This is a genomic window from Neomelitea salexigens DSM 19753 (assembly GCF_000422345.1).
In the GTDB taxonomy this organism is placed as follows: Bacteria; Pseudomonadota; Gammaproteobacteria; order Pseudomonadales; family Spongiibacteraceae; genus Spongiibacter; species Spongiibacter marinus_A.
Genome location: NZ_AULP01000009.1, coordinates 110,450 through 133,448, shown reverse-complemented (window position 1 = coordinate 133,448; position 22,999 = coordinate 110,450). Strand labels below are relative to the sequence as shown.

Sequence of the window (22,999 nt, the reverse complement as noted above, 5' to 3'; positions counted from 1 at the left end):
ACAGAGTCCAGAAAAATCGGTTCTAATTGCCCCCGGCCCACTCAAGCCTCGGTCGCCGTCAGGTTTTTCGGCGCCGTTTTCACTTCCTCGCGCCGCTGCTGTGACCTTACTGAGGGCTGCCCCTGCAGCGCATAGTGGTTTAATCCCGGCATATGAACGTGACGAATATAGTGCTGCCAATCAATCACGCCGGCATCCACAGGGAACAGCTCCTGATCGACAGCGCCCATCGACTTCGATAATGAAAGCAGCTTGTCGCCGTGAAAGCAGTAATTGGGCTGAGCATAGAAAGAGAATATTTTGGAGAGCTCGACAGCCGTGTCGATATTTCGCCGCGCTCTAAGCTTGCCGCGCCGTCCGAGACGACGCAATATCGCGCCAACAATCGTCAGCGCCACCTGAACGCACATTGCGACGCTACTGAATACACGCTTATCCACCGCCGTGAATCGCCGGCGGGGCGGCGCCTTAAAAAGCTTGTCGTAGTCACCGTGATGACTGCTGGCTTCTGCCACCAAGTGGTCAATAAAGTCTCCCAGCATTAGTGGGTTACGGCCACCGCTACAACATTGATAGATGCGATGCTGGCCCGGTTCGAGCAACTGCTCGGCTGTCGAGAGCAATACCCCATTGGCCACGAGATCGGCCGGAATAATATCGATCACCCCGGCCCGCTTACCGGGAAAGAACGCAACCTTACCGCGCGCATATGCCATCAACACCGCGTCGGCGACCTTGACTCCCTCAATCCACCCTGGGCTTGGCTCGCGCAGTGTGCTCTCGATGATCGACGGACGAACAACCGTCAGCGAGTAGCCTCGCATCACCTTGTACAAATATTGCTCACCCAGCCACTTGGTGAAGGTATAGGTATCGTTCCAGCCCGCAGCTTGCGCTTCCTTCGCGCCATGCTCTATGAGCTTGGCCTTCAGCGCCCGTCCCTCGTATTGCCCGCGCAACTCCTCAACAAGGCGCTGCAAGCGCTCAATCAAGGCCGAGGTTTCGTAGAAACTACCCGGCCCCTCAGGTAACTCCAGCCCAACAGGGCCCTCGGACGTCTCGTGGATATCACCCGACCGGTAGCCGTTTACGTAGCAGGTGGACACGTGAACAAGTGGTATATTCCCCCCCAACTCACAGAGTTTCGCGACGTTTTCCAGGGAGAACGTATTGATTTCCAGCGCTCGATCCAACTCCTCACGAAAATTTACACTCGCTGCGGAATTGATCACCACATCGAGCTTGTCGGCCAACGCCGTAAAGACTGTGCGCGTCAGACCAAACCGCGGTGCGGTAATTTCCCCCGTCACACAGTGAACGCGACTTGCAATCAGCGCCTCAAAGCCCTCCTGCCCCAGTTCATGCCGCAAGGTGTCAAAAATGGAGGAGGAGATCACTTCTTCCCGAAAGCGGTCAGTGGCATCACGAAAATGGCGATTGCCCCGCATGAGCAAGTAAATACCGCCCACGCCCGGCGTCGTGCGCAGAACCTTCTCTAACAACACCTTGCCCAAGAACCCCGTTGTACCGGTAATCAGCACCTGCTTACCCGTCAGGGCCGCTATCGTCGACGACTTATCTCGATTCAGATCCCGCATCCTTATTGCCCCCTATCGCGAATTTCAACGCCACATTGATCGGCTTCTAACGCTAGCAAGCACAGTTGACGACCACATGACACCGCGCTGACATCCCGTCAGCCGCTTTGTAAGCATTTCACCTGCAGGAAACACGCCAGTTACCTTGTAACTAACCCTTTAGATGAGGCATCGGGTTTTTCGATCGGATTCAACAACAAACACGACCCATAATTAATCGCTCTGGCCATACACTATCCGTGAACACTGAGATACGGAGAGAACGATGGGGTTACTCATAGACGGAAAATGGCACGACCGCTGGTACGATACGGATAACAATCGAGGAGAATTCAAGCGCGAACAATCACAGTTCCGCGGCCAAATCGGTAGCGATGAATTCCCGGCAGAGGCCGACCGCTATCACCTGTATGTATCGCTAGCCTGCCCATGGGCACACCGAGCGCTGATTTTTCGCCGCTTAAAAAAGCTTGAAACGCTGATCTCTGTTTCCGTGGTAAGCCCAATCATGCTTGAACACGGCTGGACCTTTGATATTGACCAGGGCAGCAGCGGCGATCCGCTTCACAACGCACAGTACTTGCACGAACTGTATACCCGAAACCAGCATGACTACAGCGGACGCGTTACCGTGCCGGTGCTATGGGATAAAAAACAACAGCGCATAGTGAATAACGAGTCCGCCGATATTATTCGGCAATTCAATTACGCCTTTGCAGACCTCGCTGAAAAAACGCAGGACTACTACCCTGAATCGCTGCAAGCGGATATCGATGCCATCAACGACGAGATCTACAACAAGGTAAATAATGGCGTATATCGCTGTGGCTTTGCGACAACGCAACAGGCCTATGAAGACGCCTACGAGGCCCTTTTTTCAACCTTAGACACGATTGAAAGCCAGCTCGGCACACAGCGTTTTCTGTGCGGTGATACCATAAGCGAAGCAGACTGGCGGCTTTTCACCACCCTTATTCGCTTTGATGCTGTTTATCATGGGCATTTCAAGTGCAATCGCCAGCGCCTTGAGGACTACCCCCACCTGTCAAACTACCTTCGCCACCTGTACCAATGGCCTGGCGTCGCCGATACGGTGGATTTTTCTCATATCAAACGGCACTATTACGTTAGTCACCCGATGATCAATCCCACGCAGGTCGTACCTGTCGGCCCAGACATCGACTACCGTCGCCCACACAATCGCAACCAATAGCGCCTTATTGAAAATGCTGGAAATTTCAAACGCCGTCCGCTTACCTGATAACGAGATTGAACTGAGTGCGATTCGCGCTCAGGGCGCGGGCGGTCAAAATGTCAACAAGGTGTCTTCGGCCATACACCTCCGCTTTGATATTCGCGCGTCATCGCTGCCTGAGTTTTATAAAACAGAACTTCTGGCCCTGAAAGATCAACGCATCAGCAAAGACGGTATCGTGGTGATTAAAGCCCAGCAGTTTCGCACTCAGGAACAAAATCGCGAAGATGCCCTGCAACGCCTTCAGGCACTGATCCGCAGCGTCGCTGTTACCCGTAAAGCGCGTCGCCCCACTAAGCCAAGCAAAAGCGCCAAAGCAAAAAGGATGGACAGCAAAACCAAACGGGGGAACATCAAAGCCCTTCGCAAGAAAGTGTTCGATTAACCCCTCTCCCCGACGCCCCTCGGATATACCGTATACCGCCCTCGCCCGAGGCATCTGACACTATCACTCATAGCGTTAGCACGGCCCAGGGCGATAGCGAAATCCAAGGAGAGCACGATGCGTTTGGCAGAAGATATTCAAAATTATATGGAAACGCTGGTGGAGGAAGAGATTGCCCTGCGTGGCCTGGCCGACAAATATGACAACGACTATCTGCAAGACCTTTTTTGTCTGACGCTAAACGCACTACCTCCAAAGTATGTTCGCTATGCTATTGATGTGCTTATGTACATGAGCAAAGAAGAGCGTGCGGCTCTGCAAAAACAGGTTACGCGAGCATTGAATGATGCAACAATTGTGATGGGGAGCAACCGTCGAAAAGAGTCGCGGTCGGAATAATATCAGGCAACACTACTGCCCCTTGACCACCGCCAGCTCCTTACTGGCTTTTGAGGCTTGGTAAAGCTCAGAGAGGCGAGGCGCAATTTTTCTCAACGGCAGTAATTCCTGTACAGCGCCCAATTGATATGCCGCACCCGGCATCCCCCATACCACCGAACTGGCTTCGTCCTGGGCAAGCGTCAGGGCTCCTGCCTCACGCATCGCCAGCATGCCTGCGGCGCCATCTTTCCCCATGCCGGTGAGCAATACACACATTGCATTTTTGCCCATCTCACGGGCCACTGACTCAAACAACACATCGGCAGAGGGCCGGTGACGATTGACCGGCTCCGTCTCATCAACCACGCAATAATAGCGCGCACCGTCGCGCCGCAATCGCAAGTGTTTGCCCCCTGGCGCAATATAGACGTGACCATGCAGCACCCGCATGCCGTCTTCCGCTTCACATACCGCCATCTCGCTGCAGCCATCCATACGTTTGGCGAAAGCCGAGCTAAACATACCAGGTATATGTTGAACGATGACCGTGCCAGGTGTGTCGGCAGGTAGCCCTTGCAAGACCTCGCGAATCGCCTCGGTTCCACCCGTGGAAGCGCCAATCGCCAAAATCTTATCCGTAGTACCAAAGTTCAAGGCTGTTTTGTTCGCCTTTTTACTCGCTACTTTTTTGTGCTCTACTTCGCTCGCTAAGCGGCTTACATTGGCAACACTCGCCGCCTTAACCTTCTCAATTAAGTCGTCGGCATAGGCCTTGATCCCCTCTGCAACATCGACCTCTGGCTTCGCGACAAAATCCACCGCGCCAAGCTCTAAAGCCTCGAGAGTGACCGCTGCCCCCGCCTGAGTTAAGGATGACACCATCACCACAGGCATCGGCCGCAGGCGCATAATATTGCGCAAAAACTGCAAGCCATCCATGCGCGGCATTTCTACATCGAGGGTGATCACATCTGGGGATAACCGCTTAATTTTTTCTCTGGCGATAAACGGGTCTGAGGCCACGCCAACCACTTCAATACCCGGGTCTGAAGACAGAATTTCCGTCAGTAAGTGCCGAATCAACGCTGAATCATCAACCACCAATACCTTAATACGCTGCTCCGGCATAAACACCTCTAACCAATGAACGCCTTATCCCCTTCCCTGAGTGACTTTCAATACACTCAGAATTCCTCCCACTCGTCGCCGCCGGATACGCGCTTACCACTTACGCCGTGATAGTTTGCACTGCTTCCCGCCGCCTCGGGCTTCGCTCTGGAGGGGCTACGCAGCGGTGCCACCGTCTTGCTTGCAGGCGCTACGCCATGGCCCATGGGCGCCTCTGCCTGCTCACCAATTTTAAAGTAGTTCATCCGGTCACTCAGGCCAGAAGAGAGAGTATCCATTGACTGACTGGCCGCCGCAGCCTGCTCTACCAGTGCCGCATTCTCCTGGGTCACTTTATCCATCTCTGATACCGCTTTATTCACTTGCTCAATGCCGGCTGACTGCTCCTGACTGGCCAGCGCGATTTCAGAAATAATGTCCGATACCTTTTTCACGCTTTGAACAATCTCTTCAAGCGTTGAGCCAGACTCGTCTATCAACCTTGAACCCTCTTCGACTTTCTCGACGCTGTCTTTAATCAGGGTTTTAATCTCTTTGGCGGCCTCCGCACTGCGTTGTGCCAAATTACGTACCTCTGATGCCACCACAGCGAAACCACGCCCTTGCTCTCCCGCGCGCGCGGCCTCGACGGCGGCATTAAGCGCAAGCAGGTTAGTCTGGAAGGCTATCTCATCGATCACCCCGATGATGTCGGAAATACGTTTCGAAGACGAATTAATCTCGCGCATTGCATCGACCGCGCGGCCGACAACATCGCCGCCTTTTTCTGCTTGTCCCCGCGCCCCGGAAGCCAGGGTATTTGCCTGCGAGGCATTCTCAGCATTCTGTTTAACCGTTGCAGTAAATTGCTCAACGCTGGATGCGGTCTCTTCCAACGACGCGGCCTGAGCTTCCGTTCGATTCGATAAGTCGAGGTTACCTTGCGCAATCTCAGACGCGGAGCTGCGAATACCCATCGCGGCCTCTCGAATCTGCACCACCATGTCCTTCAAGTTACCCACAGAGGTATTGACTGCATCCTGCATCGACGCGAACTGGCCTTGATACTGACCGGCCATCACTTCCATCAAATCACCTTCAGCAAGCGCTTCCATGACGCGCGAGCTTTCTCTAAGCGGCTCTGCAATGGTGTCCATAAGGCTGTTCAAACCCTCGCCAAGGCGCTGTAGGAATCCGGTCGTCCCATCAAGGTCAATCCGCGCCTCAAGCTGGCCTGCAATGGCGCTATCTACCAGCTCTTTAATCTGCTGCTCTGCATTATTCTGATCATCGACAATGGCATCCATCAAACCGTTAACAGACTTACCAAGCCGCTGCATAAAGCCAGAATAGTTCTCCGCATCCAAGCGCTGATCAAGCTGCCCCTCAGCCGCTGCGGAAATCAGGCTGGCAATCTGCCGCTCGGCATCCTTCTGCTCCGTAATATCCTTCCACTCGACCATATTGCCCATGTAGTCGCCATTTGCATCCAAAATTGCGGTGGCGTTCACCTCAAATTCCAGGTCAGCAATTTTAATTTCCGCCTTCGCCGGCAGCGCGGCCACATTGGCAAGCAGCCCACGCTGATGCGCGGGGTTCTTGTGGAATTGGTCAATAGACTGCCCGACAAGATTATCAGCAGAGAAGCCCGGGAAATGCTCCCTTAGTATTGCTTCGCGGTTTTTTAGCATTTCTACTACCGCGGGATTCGCGTAGGTAATATTCAGGTCAGCGTCGCACATCATAAAGTTCGCATCAGCGCCGTTTACTGCAGACTGTAATGCCGCCACCTGCGTTTCGCGTGCGCGCTGCTCGGTAACATCGAGCCACTCCAAGGTGTTGCCAATGTAATTACCCTTGGCGTCGATTTGCGCGGTCACATTAATATTGAAAGTCAGGTGCCCTACGTGAATATCGGCCGAATGCGGCAGGTTGGCTGGGTCGGCGAGCATTTTGCGCTGATGAGCGGGATTCTTGTGAAAGATATCAATGCAAGTGCCAACGATATTGTCGACATCGAAGCCTGGGTATATCGCTGCCAAAGCCTCTCGATGACTGCCCAATAGGGTCTGCGTAGATTCGTTGACATAGGTGACATTAAAATCGCGATCAATCATCATGATCGCTGTCATCGCCGAGCCAACAGCCGTCTGCAGACGTGCAACCTCCGTTTCTTTAGCTCGAACGTCTGTCACATCGAGCCACTCTAAGGTGTTACCAATGTAATTGCCTTTGCCATCTATCTGCGCAGTCACATTGATATTGAAGGTGAGATCGCCCACATGAATATCTGCCGAGTGCGGCAAGTTTGCAGGGTCTGCCAGTAACCGCCGCTGGTGTTGAGGGTCCTTGTGAAAAATATCGATGCAGGTGCCGACGATATTTTGCACGTCAAAGCCTGGATATACCGACGCCAACGCAGCGCCGTGCTTTTGCAGCAACGCCTCAGTTGCCGTATTCACATAGGTCACCGTCAAATCGCGATCGACCATCATAATAGCGGTCATCGCACTATCTACCGCCGTTTGTAGCCGCGCAACCTTATCTTCGTGAGCGCGTTGAGCCGTCACGTCTAACCACTCAAGCGTGTTACCAATATAATTACCGCTATCATCAATTTGCGCAGTCACGTTGATATTGAAAATAAGTTCGCCGACATGAATATCGGCCGAGTGTGGTAGGTTGCCAGGGTTCGCCAGCAAGCCGCGCTGATGGGCCGGATCCTTGTGAAAAATATCGATGCAGGTACCCACGATATTATTCGCATCAAAGCCTGGATACGTGGCCGCCAAGGCATCTGCGTGCTTAGCAAGTAGCTTTTGCGTGGAGTCATTCACATAGGTGACCACGAGGTCGCGGTCGACCATCATGATAGCGGTCATCGCCCCACCGACGGCAGTTCGCCAACGCGCCAACTCCTGAAGTTGTTGTTGATCGGCTTTGCTGCGACGGGGGGTCTTCGCAGTGCTAGTAGTACGGCGGGCCGTTGCGGGTTTTGTATTCTGCGCTGCCATATGATTTCTCCTGAACCTATCTATGCTGCCCTATCTCATACCTCTGGTCATGAGAGCCGGCTAATTATCTAATCGCTGATATATCGTTCTGCCGATCAGTGCGTACTTATCGGTCACCCCCGCGAGATTTTCAGAGTGGCCAATGATCAACACATCACCAGGTTTTTGTAGTTTTGCAATTTTGCTAAATATTTTTCTTTGCGTGTCTTTATCAAAATAGATAATGACATTGCGAAAAAAAATAAGATCGAAACCCTTCTTAAACGGGAACTCATCTAAAAAATTCAGTTGGCGAAACACCATATTGGTGCGCACGTCATCGCGAACCTTAACGAATCCTTTGCGCGGGCCTTTTCCGCGCATAAAAAAACGGGATAGCAGCCGCTCATCAATACCTTCAACGCGCGCTGCGTCATAAACACCCTGTTCTGCTTTGCGCAATACTGACGTGTCGATATCGGTGCACAGAATCTTCAGATCCCATGAGTCTGGGTTAGCGATGCTATCCAATACCGTCATCGCGATACTGTAAGGCTCTTCACCACTGCTGCATCCAGCTGACCAAATCCGGCAATACTTGGACGCCATATCACGGCTGGCAATAAAGTCTTTAAGAAACTCGAAATGGTGCGGCTCCCGGAAAAAACTGGTGAAGTTTGTCGTGATGGCGTTGATAAAATCGGTGACTTCCGATTCCTCATTTTGCTCGAAGTACTCAATGTATTCCGAGAAATTGCGAAGATTCAATTTACGAAGACGCTTGGCAAAGCGACTGTATACGAGTTGACGCTTTTCCTCCCCCAAGGTAATCCCTGTGCGCGCGTACACTATCTCTTTTAACTTATCGAAGTCGCGATCTTTGAACTGAAATTCAAACTTCACGTCAGATAGATCTTCCGCAGCACTCACAGCAACGCCCCTAGGTTAAGCACTGAAACTTCACTCTGAGTACATCATAGCGATTGCCTCACAGACCATAAGTAATGGCACCTACCGCAATTACGATAACCATCAATGAGAAATACAGGTCTTCAGAGAAATCACCACCGCGCCTCCAACAGCCATTAAGGCGGCGCAGGCGATTTGTCCGGCGAGTGTCGGGACGGCAAAGACAACCGAGCACCCTCCAACGGCAAGCATAGAGAAGACGGCGATCCATTTTGTTCGGCAGTTTACACAGCGCTGACGTTCCCAGCGCTTTATCGTCGGGCCGAACAAACGACTCGCTAACAAACGTTGATGACAGCGCTCAGAACTCTTTGAAAAACACGCTGCGGTAAGCAGCAAAAAGGGAGTGGTCGGGAGTAATGGCAGAAACACACCAGCCAATGCCAGTAACAGGAACAGAAGCCCCGCAGACAGATAAAACATCCGTGCGACGCCAGTCGCTTCTATCGCTTTCATCGCTACGAGACGACGAAGTATAACTTGCCATTACCATAGCGCGGGATCGGCACGTTAAAACCTACCACCGCTGAACCCTCTAGGGTGCCAACGGCATCTGCCAACGCAGCCCCTTCGACGAGTTCCACCAGCTTTATATGGGTGGATTGATCATTCATCAGCAATCGCGAACAAATGTTCGCCACTTCGTAGAAGTTAGCCCGCACACCCTCGGAGAGATCCTCGTCTTTAGCCATATCCTCAGCGCCACCTTTGGGAATCATTGAAAGTGCGGCTCCCGAAAATGCGGCGAATGAATAATCGGCAACGAGCATAGCAACCAGTGCACCCTCATCATCGACATAGCTCGCCCCTATCGCAGATGATGGCAGAGACGCATCACCGTCGCCCACCTCTAAGTCATCGACGCCGAAAAGCATGGCGAGCATACTCGCTACCGAACCGGCCTTGGGTTTTAACAGTGATGCCATGGAATTTTCCTTCTACATGATCGCGCTTAGTACTTTTTGAAAGGAGTCCACAGAGAACGGCTTTGAAATCAAGAACTTCGCGCCACCGGCGGTCGCCTTGGCACGCATTTCTGAAGTGGCTTCGGTGGTTATAAACCCAAACTTGGTTTTCAGCCCCTCCTCATTCATGGCTTCTAAAAGCTCGATGCCGGTCATATTTGGCATATTCCAATCTGCGAGGACTAAATCTGGCAACTGCCCTTTCACCATTTCCAGGGCCACGGCGCCATCCTCAGCCTGAGAAACGTCATTGCCGTCAAAGCCTGCTTGACGCAATGTTCTAATAATCATATTTCTCATCGCCGCACTGTCGTCGACCACAAGTATGTTCATGCTTAGCCACCTTTTTCATCGAAATTGCGCAATACCTCTATGCTAATAATTCCAGCACACACATCGCGAAACCCCCAATTAGTGAACATACCTATTGTTGCAAAGGCGCTGCCAATGAGATTGTTTACAGATAACTTTTCCGGGATTACGCCAATGGAAAGTGCAAAATCACTGGTAACAAATGCGAGCTCCTTGGTGTCTTTTCCGAGTATCGCCATTGAAGTTGGCAAAGTGATTAATAGCGAAGATGGTTCCGTTCGAGACGTCGCTAAACTCATTGAATCAGACCCTGCCTTAACAGCAAAATTACTTCGAGTGGCAAACAGCGCAGCCTTCCCCAGTGTCTCGGAGGTCGACACTGTCCCTAAAGCGATTACCCGCATTGGTTCTCGCACGATCAATCAAGTATTAACGGGAATCGAGGTTGCACGCTGCTTCGAAGGCGTCGAAAACGCCGCCTTTTCCATTGACGAGTTTTGGCGCCACAGCATTTATACCGCACTGATCGCGCAGAATATCGCCAACATTTGCGGGAAAGTGGAGCCCGGCGTGGCGTTTACCGCAGGCCTGCTACACGATATTGGCGATCTTATTTTATATAACGCGACAAAAGAGCATGGTGAACAATGTTTCTCACAATCGCTGCTCGACAACGACGGTCTGGAAACTTATAGAACTGAGCAAGATTTTTTTGGCTTTGACCACAGTGACGTCGGCTACGAATTAGCCAGTCAGTGGTCACTGCCAACGTCCATTCAAGAGAGTATTCTTGCTCACCACACACCGAGTAAACTAGAGGACATTCCAGACCTGGTATATGTGGTGCATATCGCAAATAGCCTCGCTGTGTTATGTGAACTCGACAGCAACGATTTTTCTGAGGCGGCGCCGATTTTGGACGCAGCGTGGCAGACTTTAGGTCTGAGCCCAAGCCAGGCAACAGAGATTATTGGCGACATCAAAGCCAGTGCTGAAGACATTCTCCAGGCATTTTCTGCTTAAATATTTAGGCCCACTTAACGTCGCTCACTCCTCCTAGCTATCGGCAAAATAACCTTCAATAGGTGGGATTCATCCAGTGTTAACAGGCCCTAGTCAAAGAGTTCAATATCACCATACTCCGGCTTCTCAACCAATGTTTTACCGTAGTCGATTTCTTCTCTGGCAATTTGCTGTGCATGCAGAGAACGCAATCTCTTCACTAACACCTGGCCCGTAGTGGGAAAATAATTCACCTTCCTGGAAAAACTCTCGCCCAAGTCTGCGGCAGCTATCGGGTAGCCTTCTACACTGAGGAACTCTCGAACAAATTTGATATTTTTTGCACCAATATCAGTGAGTCCTCGCATTATTTTGCCGCCGCCGAACAGTTTGATCTCCAAGCGCCTTTTATCACCGCCACGACGGACAATATCGTTGATCAAATGCTCCATTGCGTAAATACCGTAGCGCGCCGCCACACCATCTGCAGCGACGTCGCCGCCGGGCAGCATAAAGTGATTTAAACCACCGACACCAATCTCAGGATCGCGAATACAGGCTGCGATACACGACCCCAGCACGGTTGATATCATCTGATCACTTCGGTCTGTAACGTAGTATTGCCCTGGCAATACGCGAACCGCATACACGTTGTGTACACTGTCCCAGTGGCAGGAGACGCCAGGGTAGTGTTCGGAGATTTCACTTCGATTGCGATTTGGCATATTCAAGCAAACGCGCTCCGCCCGTTGTTATGGCCCTACTATTGGTCTAGTGCGTCGCCAGCCTCATTACATACTTGGCGATGCACGTCATGTTCTACCGGGCAGCTGTAGCTGCTAGCTAATGTTGCAAGCTCAGAATGCTCGCTATCCAATGCCTTCATTCGCTCAGCGCTGTCTGCAATATGACCAAGGCGCTGAGCACTGCTATCAAACATCTGCAGGCGCTCTGTAATGGCAGTTAATGCGTTGCGGACCGCCTCAACATCCTCAGGCTCACTGCCGCCATCGCGCTCCATCCGATCCAGTGCTGAAGTAATCTCCATGAACAGAAGAATAATGTCACAGGCTTCATCCTCGAGCTCCGATGCAACCGCGCGCAATTGAGCCGTATATACAGAGAGTACTCGCCGGTCCTCTTCCGACCTCGGTGACATACCGCGATTTACCTCTCGACTGAGTACCACCATTAAAGCCTCTTTCCCGGGTTCCCACTTAAGGGGTCATGCTGCCAACAACGAGGCGAACCCTGCACGACGTATCACGGCATCGATTTCGTCAGGAAAGCCTTGATAGCTAACCTCTCGACCGGTTTTCTGCTGACTCTGTCGGAACAACGCCAATAACTGCAGACCGGCACTATCGACCTGCTCAACGGTCGATGCATCTATACTGATATCGCCGTCTGTGTCGGCAGCAAATTCAGCCAAAACCTGATAGAGAGAACCGGCACTGGCAATAACAAGTTCACTGGGAAGTGACCTACCACCGACCTCACTCTGTTCGCTGGTGAGTAGAACAACAAAACCGTCGTCTTCGGCGTTCGAAGCCGCCGAACCTTGTTCTGGGCCGTTTACGTCGGCGCCCGAACCCTCTTCAGGCTCATCACCCAAAAGAATAATAAATTCTTCATCTGCCATCGCGTTTTCTCACGCCGTTTTCGCCATATGCGCCGGCGCATCATGGTTGAGTTCATTCCCAGAGAAAAGCTTGTCGATATTTAGAAGAATGAGCATCTTTTCATCGACGGTAGACAAACCTTTCACATAGTCACTACTCACGCCACCCGCGCCGACTTCAGGCAAGGCCTGTATGTTGGCATCATCTAAGCGATACACTTCCGATACCCCGTCAACCACCATACCAATGGTTCTGGGTTTGTCAGCGCTCTCGACTTTGACAACAATAATCACCGTGGTCGGACCGTGGGGTATGGCCTCCATATTAAAACGCTTTCGGAGGTCGATAATTGGAACAATAGCGCCCCGCAAATTCATGACACCAAGGACAAAGTCCGGCGAATTCGGAATAGGTGTCACGGTGTCCCAACCCTGAATACCTTGAACACGCAATATTTCGACGCCGTATTCTTCACCGTTCAACACAAAGGTCAGATACTGGTTGGCATCGCCGGCGCTCAACTGATCGTCAGGGCTGTTGCTGTATTCACTTGTCATTCGATTTCCCCTACTTTTTAAGCGGCGTTTGAGTCATTGGCTTTGGCATCGCCTGCGTCGCGTACCAGGCCCGGCACGTCGATAATCATGGCAACGTTGCCGTCTCCCAAAATTGTTGCACCCGCAAGGCCGGTGACCGGCATGTAGTTTTCCTCAAGGCTTTTAATGACGACCTGCTGCTGATCTAATAGCTCGTCGACAAATAGCCCCAAGCGCTTTCCATCACTCTCCACGACGACCATCAACTCGCCATCGCTCTCGAGATATGTTTTTCTCGGTGCGGAGCAATTTAAATTAAAGCGCTCACGCAGTCTCACCACGGGGATGTAATCCTCCCGCAACCGATAGACAACAGAGCCCCCGGCCAAACGCTTTATCTGGTTTGGCGGCACAAGCACCGTTTCTACAATGGACCTTAGCGAGAAGATGTAGACATCATCACCCACCCGCACGAGCTGGCCATCGAGAATAGCCAACGTGAGGGGAAGACGTATTTTCAGACAGGAGCCTTTTCCCTGCTCGGAGTGAATATCAATTCGACCGCCCAAGTCGGCGATGTTTCGTCGCACGACATCCATACCTACACCGCGGCCAGACAAATCGCTCACGGCCTCGGCTGTCGAAAAGCCCGGCTGGAAGATTAGGTGATGAATTTGCTCTTCGCTGAGCTGCTCAGTTTCGCTAACCACACCACGCTCTATCGCAATTTGGTGAATTCTTTTGGCATTCAGACCCGCGCCGTCATCTTCAACTTCAATAACGATACTGCCGCCTTCGTGGTACGCGCTCAGTTTAAGCGTGCCCACTTCCGGCTTGCCTGCCGCGAGGCGCTGCTCAGGCATCTCTATGCCGTGATCTAAGGAATTGCGAACCAGGTGTACTAACGGGTCGCTCATCTTTTCGAGAACGGTTTTATCCAGCTCAGTGTCTTCCCCGGATAATACGAGCTCTACTTTCTTGCCCAGCTTACTACTGATATCCCGTACCAAGCGCTTAAAGCGACTAAAGCTACTGCTAATCGGCAACATGCGTATTTGCATCGCACTCTCTTGCAGCTCCCGAGTGTGCCGTTCTAACACCATAAGTCCATCGCGCAGACCGGATTTCGCACCTCTTTCACCGCCATCTTCGCCAAACCGCGCCAGCATAGACTGCGTGATAACCAGCTCACCGACGAGATTCAACAGGGCATCAATTTTATCGATATTTACGCGAATCGACCCCGAGTCCCGGCTAGCGGCGGCAGGAGCGGCAGCAGGCTTCGCGACATTTGATTCACTTTTTGGCGGCTCAAGTTGGGCGACGGTATTGGCACTTTCAACAGCGCCCGTATCGGCTGTTACGTCAGCTTGCAGGTTCCGACAGTGTATTTTTAGCTCACACTGCTCCTTCACCCATTCAAACGCAGCCTCAATCGCCCCAGCGTCTACGTCGGCTTCCAATTCCAGAAACCAGCCGCAGTAACAACTTTCCGGGTCAACGGAATCAAACTCGGTATCGCCTGACAATTCAGCGACGACATGTAGCTTTCCCAGCGACTCCAGCTCTCTAAAAATGCGAACGGGCTCATTGCCGGTTTTGAATATATTCGCATCCGGCCTGAACTCGATGTCCCAGACTTTTACGCCCGATCCTAGAGCCACAATCTCATTGCTTTCAGCTGCAGACTCCGGCGTTGCAGAGACTGACGTGCTGCCCAGCAGGGCATTTATTTTCTCCTGGCACTCCGTCACGGAATTCAAGTCAAGCTCGGCATCATCCTTGAGCGCAGCGAGCATACCGCGCACACAATCAACGGCGCCGAGTAACACTTCGATAAGGTCTTCGCTCACCGCTCGCTGATTACTGCGCAGCTGGTCTAAAAGCGTCTCAACACCGTGGGTGAATTCTGAAATTGCGGTGAAGCCAAATGTTGCGGCACCCCCTTTTATCGAATGTGCCGCTCGGAAAATCGTATTGATAAGCTCTGGGTCGGCATTGCCAGGCTCCAGCCCCAGAAGCCCCGACTCCATTACATCGATACCTTCCTCGCTCTCTTCGAAGAAAATATCGTGGATTTCCTTCATATCCAAATCAATGGACATATATCAACTCCTAGCCAAGCACGCGATCGATAACCTTTATCAGCGACTCAGGGTTAAACGGCTTCACTATCCAGCCTGTTGCACCGGCCTGTTTGCCACGAAGTTTCATATCAGACGCCGACTCGGTCGTCAGGATCAAAATGGGGGTAAACCGACAGGTATCCAGCTTGCGTAGATGCTCAGTCAGCGTAATACCATCCATTATCGGCATGTGGACGTCGGTAATGACGACGTCGTAGGCATTGGCTTCTGCCAGCTCCAACCCTTCTTGACCATCACTTGCCGATTCCACACTATGGCCGGCCTTGCTCAGCGTGGCAGACACCAGCTTCCGGATAGATGGTGAATCGTCAACCGCTAAAATATTCGCCATAGCCCCGCTCCATCTTTTTACTCGCTGCACTGCTGATTTTTAGAGTCCCCAACGCTAGTCAGTACATAGACTTCACGAAAGCCTAAGTATTCGTAATTGTACTAATCTGGGCGGGACATCACGCAGACAGTACGCAAGCCCACGCGATGATTTGAGGGCATCGCTACGCTACGAAGCCCCAACTTCGTTATGCGAATATCAGCTAGGTACAAACTCGAATCCCTTCTCTGACAAACATCTCAGATACTCTAATTCACACTGAACGCCACAAGGGATTCGCCGCTATGGAACGCAAGCAACCAACGGGGCTCGCTATCTTTGCAAATGTCTTACTTCTGTGCGTGAGTGCGGCTGTCGCGCCGACTGAAATTAGCATCATGAGCGGCATCGCTATGCTAGCGATCTTACTTCTTAGCGCTGCAGCGTTAAGTGGCTGGCACCAACACAGCTAATTAGGTATGACATTACGCAAGCAACTAACGCTGATTTTATGCGCGTTCGCGCTCCTGCCGCTGCTGTTCTTTGGTGCGGTGGACTATTCCATGTCTGTAGCTCAACTCAAAGCCGCGGCTATGCGGGAGCTAACAGCGCTAAGCGACATCCAGCGAGAGCGCCTACTCAACCAGGTTAATCAACACAAACAACAAATGTTAATGATTGCCCAGGCACCCGCTTTGACGCAGGCAGCCTACGCTGTATGGCAGGGCGATGCCGACAACCATAATTTGGGGGCAGCACTGGAAGACGCGCTTTCCCTAGCGCCAAACGTGACCGAAGCGCATATCTATGGCCCCGCAAACACACTGCAGAGTCGCGTTTTTGGTGCGGGATATAATGCGCAGACACCAACTGACAGCCGCCGATATTCTGAGATCTCGTTATCCCACGACACCAATGGGCAGGCGCTGCTCGTCGACGAAGCCCCCATTTACCACAGTGGAAAATTTGTCGGCCGGATTCGCCTGTACACAAATGCTGAACCGCTACTGCACATATTTACCGACTACAGCGGCATGGGTGAGACCGGCGAATCAATACTGATCCAACCCGACCAGGACCTCCGAGTCAAAGCGCTACACAAACGCCGATATAATGACCGTGGCGACTTGACCTACAACCCCTTTCGTCCGCCCTTTAATAGCAATCACAAAGAGGCGTACGACGTTTTTGATTATCGCGGCGAAGCCGTGCTCTTAGTGGGTCAATTCTTTCCCGAGTTGAACTGGGGAATTATTGTTAAGCGCGATATCAGCGAGATACTAGGTCCTGCCAAGGCTATGCTATCCCGCCTCAACATATTCATTATCGCGATTGCCGGACTCAGCATAATTATTGCCCTGCGTGCAGCAGCGATTATTCATCGCCCCGTGGCGAAGCTAACGCAAACCGCAGAGCGCATTCGCACAGGTGATCTACGCAAGCGGGCCGATGAGTGCGGTCACAATGAAATGGCGGTATTGGGTCGCGCTATTAACGGCATGCTCGACCAGCTTATCGACGATAATACCCAGCTTGAGAAAGCCGTCGCGCAGCGCACCTTCGAGGCGGAGTCTGCAAGAGAGCGAGCCGAGGAAAATAGCCGGCTACAAAGCGAGTTTCTGGCCAATATGAGCCATGAAGTCCGCACACCACTGAATGGTATTATGGGTATCGCGAGCATACTAAAACGGTCGGTCAGTGACGACCGAACACAAGAGTACCTCGACATCATCGAAAACTCTGGGCAAAACCTGCTTGTCATTATCGATGACATATTAGAATTATCGCGCGCAAACACCGGGCAACTCTGTCTTCACAACGACGACTTTAGCGCCCGCGATGTCTTTTCCACTGTACTGAAATCATCTGCTGATGCGGCCAGGGAGAAAGGGCTCGCATTTACCGTAGCGTTTTCCAGCAATGTGCCACGCACCTTGCACGGCGATGCTACACGACTTACGCAGGTGTTAAAGCAGTTGCTTAGCAATGCTTTGAAGTTTACCCAGTCAGGGAACATAGACGTTAAAATTAGTTGGTCGGCGACGTCTGCTTCTCGCGGTCAGCTTTGCCTGTCCGTTACCGATACCGGCATCGGTATCCCGCCATCAAAACAACAAGATGTCTTCAAGCCCTTTGTTCAGGCTGACGGTGGCAGCACTCGCCGCTACGGGGGCAACGGTTTAGGGTTGAGCATTGTCTCCCACATCGTCGCCATCATGAACGGCCGCATTGACGTCACCAGCACGGAGAACCGCGGCACGACATTCACCGTAACTACCGAATTACTCGTTGCTGAGCCAGCACCACTGGCAAGCCAGAGAACGGATCACGTTAATGGCAAACATGCCGATGCAAGCACAGCAAACATAGAGTCCAGCTCGCCAGCGAGTGGGAACGTACATCAACTACAGCCGCCAGCCCAGCGAGCGGCGCAAACCAGAATGAGACCTGCAACGGCGAAACTCTCATCACAAGCAGCTACACTGGCATTTATAGATGACTGCACGTCGTTGCCAGAACCGGCGGTAGAGGACGATAGACACATGATACTGGATGAACAACGCCTGCGTGATATTACCCGCAACAAGCCTGCACTCATCACCAGCATCTCTCAGCTCTTTATCGATGAGCTTCCAGATATGTTGCAAAGTATCGATGACGCCTATGCCAAGGGCGAGCGCGACGAGCTCGCTCAGGCCGTTCACAGGCTGAAAAGCGCACTGGGGAATTTCGCAACGCAGGAATACTACCGCGACGTTAGTGGATTGGAGGCCCAGGCCAAGGAGTCTGACGAACCGCTATCCCTGTGGCGTGAAAAATGGGATACAGTCATCCTTAAACTACAATTACTGGAAAATGAGTTAAAGGATATAGCGGGCCTCTAGCCAATGGATATTTTACTGGTCGACGACGACCCAATCACTCGCCTCGCGCTTTGCGCCGCAGTAGAAGACTGGGGCTTTACGCCCATTGTCGCGAAAAGTGGTGAACAAGCGCTCGAGATCCTGAATGAAGACAGCCCGCCTCACCTTCTTATCATCGACTGGTCGATGCCGGGAATGAGTGGCCCTGAACTGTGTGAAAATATACGGCTGCGAGATGACGGCCAGTTCTTCTACATTCTTATGCTCACCGGCAAAGAGGGCAATGAGGCGGTTATAGAAGCGATGGAGTCTGGCGCCGACGACTTCTTGAGCAAACCCTTTGATCACCGCGTGCTCAAGGTTCGGCTCGCCGCAGGCAGCCGCATCGTTCGCCTGGAGCAAACCCTCAATCAACTGGCTTCCCGCGATTCTTTAACCCAGTGCTGGAATCGTCGAATGATCGATGAGCTACTCGACTCAGCGATTGCCGAAGCCCGCCGCAAAACCTCAAACCTGTCGCTGATGGTGCTGGATATCGACCATTTTAAGAAAGTAAACGACACCCACGGCCACGCCGCCGGCGATGTTGCCCTTAAGCATATGGTGAATATTCTCAATACCAATTTACGAGAGTACGACCAGGTCGGGCGCTATGGCGGAGAGGAATTTGTGGTGATCCTACCCTCCACCGACAAGGATTCTGCGTGGGGCGTTGCCGAACGTATCCGCGCCTCTCTGCAGTACCACCCAGCTCAGGTTGACACTCAGCTCGGTATATCAATGACGGTAAGCATTGGTATTACAGAGTTCCGGCACGACGGTAGCGACAGCCGCATAAGCCTGTTTGAGCGGGCCGATCGGGCTCTGTATACCGCTAAGCATTCCGGCCGTAACCGCGTCGTCTATGGTGATTAGGCGCTGAACTTTCTTTGGCGCCGCGCTCGTTTTAATATAGACGAATTAAAAACACCAAAACACATCTCACTCGTCATGAGTCGCGTATAACGCCGTAACACCAACACAATGGAAATGATCATGCCTAGCCCCAGTCTCACATTGAGCCATGGCTCTGATATTCGGCCTCCGCGTCTCATGAACACCCTCGGAGAATTTGGTCGCGCCGCCAAGGAATGCAGCTTGCTAGTTTCCCGCCATCGGCAGCTCGCAAAATTACCCAGAGGCGACGGTCATCCTGTTATCGCCCTCCCCGGCTATGGCGGCGACGATGGCAGCATGTCAGCATTGCGATACTGGCTACGGCGCTGGAACTACCAGGCTGAACCGTGGAAACTGGGCCGAAATATTCCCGCCGGGCGCATCTCACAAATGGAGCACATGCACGAGTTTCAAGAGCATATGCTAAGCCGCATCCAGCAGCGCGTAGATGATTTATACGAACTGTGCGACAGACAACCAATCAGTCTTATTGGCTGGAGCCTGGGGGGCATTTACGCCAACGCCATGGCGCAGCGTGAGCCGGAGAAAATCCGTCGCGTGATTAGCCTTGGCACCCCCTACGGTGACCCGAAAGGGACCGCTGCTTGGAATGTCCTCAAGTTACTCAATCGCAGCACAACGCCCGACCACGAGCAAAACACGGATCAGTGGGTAGAACTGAATGCAGGGCCGCGCACCGTGCCGACAACGGTGATCTATAGCCCCTGCGACGGGATTGTGTCGCCCTCTATCGCCCGACTTGAAGGGCCAAATATCGACAATATCGAGGTCGAGTCCAGTCACCTCGCTTTTGCTTGGAATCCCGCCGTTATGGAGAAAGTCGCCGAGGTTCTCGCTCGCCCCCTCCCCTGAGCACGTTATCGCCGCGTCATTGCGGCAATCCCCCCACATCGTAGCGGCGCGCTCCCCCAGCGCGGTGTGCCAACAGCCCCTAGTACAAATGGGCTGTTGCGTGCAGTAGTCGAATATGCTTTAACTGCACACTGCAACATAACAATAATCAGCACCAATGGAGCACTACGTGAAGAACACAACCCCTATTGCAGCAGGGCTGTGCCTGCTCGCCAGTTCAATCGCCCAATTAAGCTACGCCCAAGAGAAAAATACGCCTCGCGGTCTGGAAGAGGTGATTGTTACCGCCCAGAAAAAAGCGGAGTCCCTACAGGATACGCCCATTTCACTGACCGCCTTCGGCGAAGAGCGCCTAGAAATTGACGGCATCAATAATTTGAACGATATCGGCTCCAAGGTCCCCAGCCTGACTATTGAGCCATTTCCGATCAACAATGCAACATTGCGAATTTTTATCCGCGGTATCGGCCTGTCTGACGTTCAGGTAACGCAGGATCCGCCGATCGGGATTTATGTGGACGGCGTTTATATCGCACGTTCCACAGGCACGGCGCTAGACGTCGCTGAATTACAGCGCATAGAAGTACTCCGCGGCCCCCAGGGCACACTATACGGCCGCAATACCACTGGTGGCGCCATCAATCTAGTGACTAAGCGCCCAACGACTGAGGCCTTCGAATTCAAAGAAAAACTCACATTTGGCAACCGCAACCAGTTCACCTCTAAAACCACCGCTAACATTCCCATCAGCGATACCTTGGCGGCCAAGGTCGCCTATCTGACGACGGAAATGGACGGTTTCATCGAAAACACCGGCCCCGGCGGTGATTTTGGCGACCGCGAAGTCGAGGGCTATCGCATCGACTTTCGCTGGGATATCAGTGACACCATGACCTTGGATTACGCCTATGACAAATCCGAGTATGAATACATAAACTACATGTATCAGTCGATTCGCCCCGGCGAACAAAACAAAGGGCAAGCCGAGCCCGTTAGAGAGTTTTCGGTAAGCCAAGCTAAGCACAGTGAAGACCGCTTCGACTCCATGGAAACGTTCCGCCCGATGGAGACGTCAGAAACCGAGATTGAAGGCCACTCCCTTATCCTGACCAAAGATTTTGAAAATGTTCAGGTGAAATACATCGCAGCCTATCGCGAATTGTATGACGCGTCGTATGCCGACTTAGGCGGCGGAATAGGCTCAGGCCGCTACCGCACCGATTCACATGAATACTGCGGGCCCGCAGTCGAGGCACAAACTGGCGAGGAATGCCTGCCTCTCGTCGTGCCGAAAATCTCTCAAGAACAAACCTCTCACGAGCTGCAGTTTGCAGGGAGCTTGTTTAAAGATTCTGTTGACTACATCGTGGGCGCGTACTACTTCGAAGAAGAGGCTACAGAAAATAACGCGCCGCTACACCACCAGTTCAGCTCGGAAATCAGTGATAACGTTATTCCTATCCCTGTCTTGGGAGAAATTCTGGGAAGCACGCTACTCACAGCTGGCGACGTTAAGATCGTCAATATGTTGTCGCAGCGCTACGACATCGAGAACACCGCCAAAGCGGTATTCGGCCAGTTTACCTGGACACCAGGCATTCTCGATGAGCGTTTACACCTGACCTTTGGCGCTCGCTATTCCAAAGACTCCCGCGAAGCACTGAAGAATCAGACAGATAAAACTTACCTAGAAATAGGCACGTTAAACCAAGCAATAGATATGCAGAACTTGGGTCCATTGCAGCCTGTTTTGGGTGCAGGTGGCTTCTTATTACCGGGCGATCGCGCTTTCGATAACATTTACGCATCGAAGGATTTCACCGACAGCTCCTTCAGCTTTATTGCCGAATTTGACCTGACCGAGGACATCAACCTCTACGGTAAATTTATCCAGGCCTATAAATCAGGCGGTTTCAACACACGCGACCCACAGCGCGGCTCCACAGGCACGCCTTCCGGCCCGACCACGCCAGAGGGACGCGGTGACGACACGGATCAGCCCGCACCAGATGGCGTCGTCTACGGCTACGGCTTTGCTGACGGCTTCGACGAAGAACACGTAGACTCCATTGAAGCAGGGATCAAGAGCGAGTTACTAGATCGCCGGCTACGCATAAATGCCAACCTATTTTACAGCGAGTACACCGACATTCAGCTCAACTTTATCCTCGCCGGCACCATTGCCGACACCAAGGTGGCGAATGCAGGTGAAGCGGAAATGCGCGGCCTCGAAGCTGACATCACCTTCATGGCGACAGACAACTTGATGCTGATGCTCAACTACGCCTACCTCGACGCGGAAGTAACCAAGGCCGTGGACAAGGCCGGTAACGATGTCACCGATACCTTCGTGTTCTATTCCGCGCCAGAGCACAGCTACACGGCGTCTGCGGACTGGACGATCGGCTCTTGGGATTGGGGCGTGCTGTCGGCCAATGTCAGCTATAACTTCATGGACGACCGCAACGGCGGTGTGCGCGAAGCCAATGCCGTCAACACCTTCATTGGTAGCTACGGACTGTGGAATGGCCGTTTAAGTCTCAGCCAAGTGCCCGTAAGTCGATTTGGTACATTAAATATCGGCCTATGGGGTAAAAACCTCGGCGATGAGGAATACGAAATCACGGCTATCGACAACCTGCCACACAGTGACCGAGCCGTTATCTGGGGAGAGCCTCGAACCTATGGTATCGACGTAATCTACGAGTTCTAACCGCCCACTTACTAAGCAATAAAAAAGGCAG

21 protein-coding genes are annotated in these 22,999 nt (G+C 52.4%); 8 read left to right on the top strand and 13 right to left on the bottom strand.

The genetic code is table 11. The features are described from left to right. Window positions 1-41: 41 nt before the first annotated feature. Entirely contained in the window at window positions 42-1,598 is a 1,557-nt protein-coding gene (locus H573_RS0113455) for a fatty acyl-CoA reductase (protein ID WP_027874719.1), read from the bottom strand. 265 nt (window positions 1,599-1,863) lie between these two features. On the opposite strand from H573_RS0113455, the gene H573_RS0113450 reads away from it, so the two are divergent. The 3 genes from H573_RS0113450 (at window position 1,864) to H573_RS0113440 (ending at window position 3,637) form a co-directional block, all read left to right on the top strand. Continuing rightward, window positions 1,864-2,811: a glutathione S-transferase family protein gene (locus H573_RS0113450; RefSeq protein WP_027874718.1), complete on the top strand. Its 948-nt coding sequence runs from the start codon at window positions 1,864-1,866 to the stop codon at window positions 2,809-2,811. 13 nt (window positions 2,812-2,824) lie between these two features. Then, a complete protein-coding gene (gene arfB / locus H573_RS0113445; protein WP_027874717.1) occupies window positions 2,825-3,238 on the top strand; it encodes an alternative ribosome rescue aminoacyl-tRNA hydrolase ArfB in 414 nt (137 codons plus the stop codon). 117 nt (window positions 3,239-3,355) lie between these two features. After that, a complete protein-coding gene (locus tag H573_RS0113440) occupies window positions 3,356-3,637 on the top strand; it encodes a late competence development ComFB family protein (RefSeq protein WP_027874716.1) in 282 nt (93 codons plus the stop codon). A gap of 12 nt (window positions 3,638-3,649) precedes the next feature. Here H573_RS0113440 and H573_RS0113435 read toward each other — a convergent pair whose 3' ends face one another. The 6 genes from H573_RS0113435 to H573_RS0113415 all read right to left on the bottom strand — a co-directional run bounded on the left by H573_RS0113435 (window position 3,650) and on the right by H573_RS0113415 (window position 9,986). Continuing rightward, window positions 3,650-4,747: a protein-glutamate methylesterase/protein-glutamine glutaminase gene (locus H573_RS0113435; protein WP_036256792.1), complete on the bottom strand. Its 1,098-nt coding sequence runs from the start codon at window positions 4,745-4,747 to the stop codon at window positions 3,650-3,652. A gap of 56 nt (window positions 4,748-4,803) precedes the next feature. Beyond that, window positions 4,804-7,740 carry a methyl-accepting chemotaxis protein gene (locus H573_RS19850; RefSeq protein ID WP_051171312.1) on the bottom strand — a complete coding sequence of 979 codons (2,937 nt, stop codon included), beginning with the start codon at window positions 7,738-7,740 and terminating at the stop codon, window positions 4,804-4,806. 60 nt (window positions 7,741-7,800) lie between these two features. Continuing rightward, a complete protein-coding gene (locus tag H573_RS0113425) occupies window positions 7,801-8,649 on the bottom strand; it encodes a CheR family methyltransferase (RefSeq protein WP_027874714.1) in 849 nt (282 codons plus the stop codon). 102 nt (window positions 8,650-8,751) lie between these two features. After that, a complete protein-coding gene (locus tag H573_RS18295; protein WP_051171311.1) occupies window positions 8,752-9,144 on the bottom strand; it encodes a DUF454 family protein in 393 nt (130 codons plus the stop codon). Between the two features lie 2 nt (window positions 9,145-9,146). After that, window positions 9,147-9,614 (bottom strand): hypothetical protein, encoded by a 468-nt coding sequence (locus tag H573_RS19150; RefSeq protein ID WP_051171310.1) that lies wholly within the window; start codon window positions 9,612-9,614, stop codon window positions 9,147-9,149. Between the two features lie 12 nt (window positions 9,615-9,626). Then, on the bottom strand, window positions 9,627-9,986 hold the full coding sequence (locus H573_RS0113415) for a response regulator (protein WP_027874713.1): 360 nt from the start codon (window positions 9,984-9,986) through the stop codon (window positions 9,627-9,629). 114 nt (window positions 9,987-10,100) lie between these two features. Here H573_RS0113415 and H573_RS0113405 point away from each other — a divergent pair, with 114 nt between their 5' ends. Next, window positions 10,101-10,988 carry an HDOD domain-containing protein gene (locus tag H573_RS0113405; protein ID WP_161624272.1) on the top strand — a complete coding sequence of 296 codons (888 nt, stop codon included), beginning with the start codon at window positions 10,101-10,103 and terminating at the stop codon, window positions 10,986-10,988. Window positions 10,989-11,077: 89 nt separating this feature from the next. Here H573_RS0113405 and cheD read toward each other — a convergent pair whose 3' ends face one another. From cheD to H573_RS0113375, 6 genes are read right to left on the bottom strand one after another with little or no spacing between them, the layout of a single operon-like run. After that, window positions 11,078-11,692, bottom strand: a complete 615-nt coding sequence (gene cheD / locus H573_RS0113400; protein WP_051171309.1) for a chemoreceptor glutamine deamidase CheD — start codon at window positions 11,690-11,692, stop codon at window positions 11,078-11,080. 38 nt (window positions 11,693-11,730) lie between these two features. Continuing rightward, window positions 11,731-12,159 (bottom strand): hypothetical protein, encoded by a 429-nt coding sequence (locus tag H573_RS0113395; protein ID WP_027874709.1) that lies wholly within the window; start codon window positions 12,157-12,159, stop codon window positions 11,731-11,733. A gap of 33 nt (window positions 12,160-12,192) precedes the next feature. After that, window positions 12,193-12,609, bottom strand: coding sequence for an STAS domain-containing protein (locus tag H573_RS0113390; RefSeq protein WP_027874708.1), 417 nt, complete (start codon window positions 12,607-12,609; stop codon window positions 12,193-12,195). Between the two features lie 9 nt (window positions 12,610-12,618). Next, window positions 12,619-13,146 (bottom strand): chemotaxis protein CheW, encoded by a 528-nt coding sequence (locus tag H573_RS18285; protein WP_051171308.1) that lies wholly within the window; start codon window positions 13,144-13,146, stop codon window positions 12,619-12,621. A gap of 17 nt (window positions 13,147-13,163) precedes the next feature. Continuing rightward, a complete protein-coding gene (locus H573_RS0113380) occupies window positions 13,164-15,230 on the bottom strand; it encodes a chemotaxis protein CheA (RefSeq protein WP_205618943.1) in 2,067 nt (688 codons plus the stop codon). Window positions 15,231-15,240: 10 nt separating this feature from the next. Then, window positions 15,241-15,603 carry a response regulator gene (locus tag H573_RS0113375; RefSeq protein WP_027874706.1) on the bottom strand — a complete coding sequence of 121 codons (363 nt, stop codon included), beginning with the start codon at window positions 15,601-15,603 and terminating at the stop codon, window positions 15,241-15,243. A 542-nt stretch (window positions 15,604-16,145) separates the two neighbouring features. On the opposite strand from H573_RS0113375, the gene H573_RS0113370 reads away from it, so the two are divergent. The 4 genes from H573_RS0113370 to H573_RS0113355 all read left to right on the top strand — a co-directional run bounded on the left by H573_RS0113370 (window position 16,146) and on the right by H573_RS0113355 (window position 22,968). Then, complete coding sequence (locus H573_RS0113370) at window positions 16,146-18,467, top strand: hybrid sensor histidine kinase/response regulator (RefSeq protein WP_161624271.1); 2,322 nt, start codon at window positions 16,146-16,148, stop codon at window positions 18,465-18,467. Between the two features lie 3 nt (window positions 18,468-18,470). Beyond that, the gene (locus tag H573_RS0113365) at window positions 18,471-19,361 is read left to right on the top strand and encodes a GGDEF domain-containing response regulator (RefSeq protein ID WP_027874704.1); all 891 of its coding nucleotides are present in this window, start codon (window positions 18,471-18,473) and stop codon (window positions 19,359-19,361) included. A gap of 120 nt (window positions 19,362-19,481) precedes the next feature. Next, a complete protein-coding gene (locus tag H573_RS18280) occupies window positions 19,482-20,255 on the top strand; it encodes an alpha/beta fold hydrolase (RefSeq protein ID WP_161624270.1) in 774 nt (257 codons plus the stop codon). Window positions 20,256-20,424: 169 nt separating this feature from the next. Continuing rightward, window positions 20,425-22,968, top strand: a complete 2,544-nt coding sequence (locus tag H573_RS0113355; RefSeq protein ID WP_154653903.1) for a TonB-dependent receptor — start codon at window positions 20,425-20,427, stop codon at window positions 22,966-22,968. Window positions 22,969-22,999 lie beyond the last annotated feature (31 nt).

Excerpts from the sequence above, each read along its gene's own strand:
- H573_RS0113455 (WP_027874719.1), bottom strand. The coding sequence starts at position 1,598 with ATGCGGGATCTGAATCGAGATAAGTCGTCGACGATAGCGGCCCTGACG.
- H573_RS0113450 (WP_027874718.1), top strand. The coding sequence starts at position 1,864 with ATGGGGTTACTCATAGACGGAAAATGGCACGACCGCTGGTACGATACG.
- arfB (WP_027874717.1), top strand. The coding sequence starts at position 2,825 with ATGCTGGAAATTTCAAACGCCGTCCGCTTACCTGATAACGAGATTGAA.
- H573_RS0113440 (WP_027874716.1), top strand. The coding sequence starts at position 3,356 with ATGCGTTTGGCAGAAGATATTCAAAATTATATGGAAACGCTGGTGGAG.
- H573_RS0113435 (WP_036256792.1), bottom strand. The coding sequence starts at position 4,747 with ATGCCGGAGCAGCGTATTAAGGTATTGGTGGTTGATGATTCAGCGTTG.
- H573_RS19850 (WP_051171312.1), bottom strand. The coding sequence starts at position 7,740 with ATGGCAGCGCAGAATACAAAACCCGCAACGGCCCGCCGTACTACTAGC.
- H573_RS18295 (WP_051171311.1), bottom strand. The coding sequence starts at position 9,144 with ATGAAAGCGATAGAAGCGACTGGCGTCGCACGGATGTTTTATCTGTCT.
- H573_RS19150 (WP_051171310.1), bottom strand. The coding sequence starts at position 9,614 with ATGGCATCACTGTTAAAACCCAAGGCCGGTTCGGTAGCGAGTATGCTC.
- H573_RS0113415 (WP_027874713.1), bottom strand. The coding sequence starts at position 9,986 with ATGAACATACTTGTGGTCGACGACAGTGCGGCGATGAGAAATATGATT.
- H573_RS0113405 (WP_161624272.1), top strand. The coding sequence starts at position 10,101 with ATGAGATTGTTTACAGATAACTTTTCCGGGATTACGCCAATGGAAAGT.
- cheD (WP_051171309.1), bottom strand. The coding sequence starts at position 11,692 with ATGCCAAATCGCAATCGAAGTGAAATCTCCGAACACTACCCTGGCGTC.
- H573_RS0113395 (WP_027874709.1), bottom strand. The coding sequence starts at position 12,159 with ATGGTGGTACTCAGTCGAGAGGTAAATCGCGGTATGTCACCGAGGTCG.
- H573_RS0113390 (WP_027874708.1), bottom strand. The coding sequence starts at position 12,609 with ATGGCAGATGAAGAATTTATTATTCTTTTGGGTGATGAGCCTGAAGAG.
- H573_RS18285 (WP_051171308.1), bottom strand. The coding sequence starts at position 13,146 with ATGACAAGTGAATACAGCAACAGCCCTGACGATCAGTTGAGCGCCGGC.
- H573_RS0113380 (WP_205618943.1), bottom strand. The coding sequence starts at position 15,230 with ATGTCCATTGATTTGGATATGAAGGAAATCCACGATATTTTCTTCGAA.
- H573_RS0113375 (WP_027874706.1), bottom strand. The coding sequence starts at position 15,603 with ATGGCGAATATTTTAGCGGTTGACGATTCACCATCTATCCGGAAGCTG.
- H573_RS0113370 (WP_161624271.1), top strand. The coding sequence starts at position 16,146 with ATGTCTGTAGCTCAACTCAAAGCCGCGGCTATGCGGGAGCTAACAGCG.
- H573_RS0113365 (WP_027874704.1), top strand. The coding sequence starts at position 18,471 with ATGGATATTTTACTGGTCGACGACGACCCAATCACTCGCCTCGCGCTT.
- H573_RS18280 (WP_161624270.1), top strand. The coding sequence starts at position 19,482 with ATGCCTAGCCCCAGTCTCACATTGAGCCATGGCTCTGATATTCGGCCT.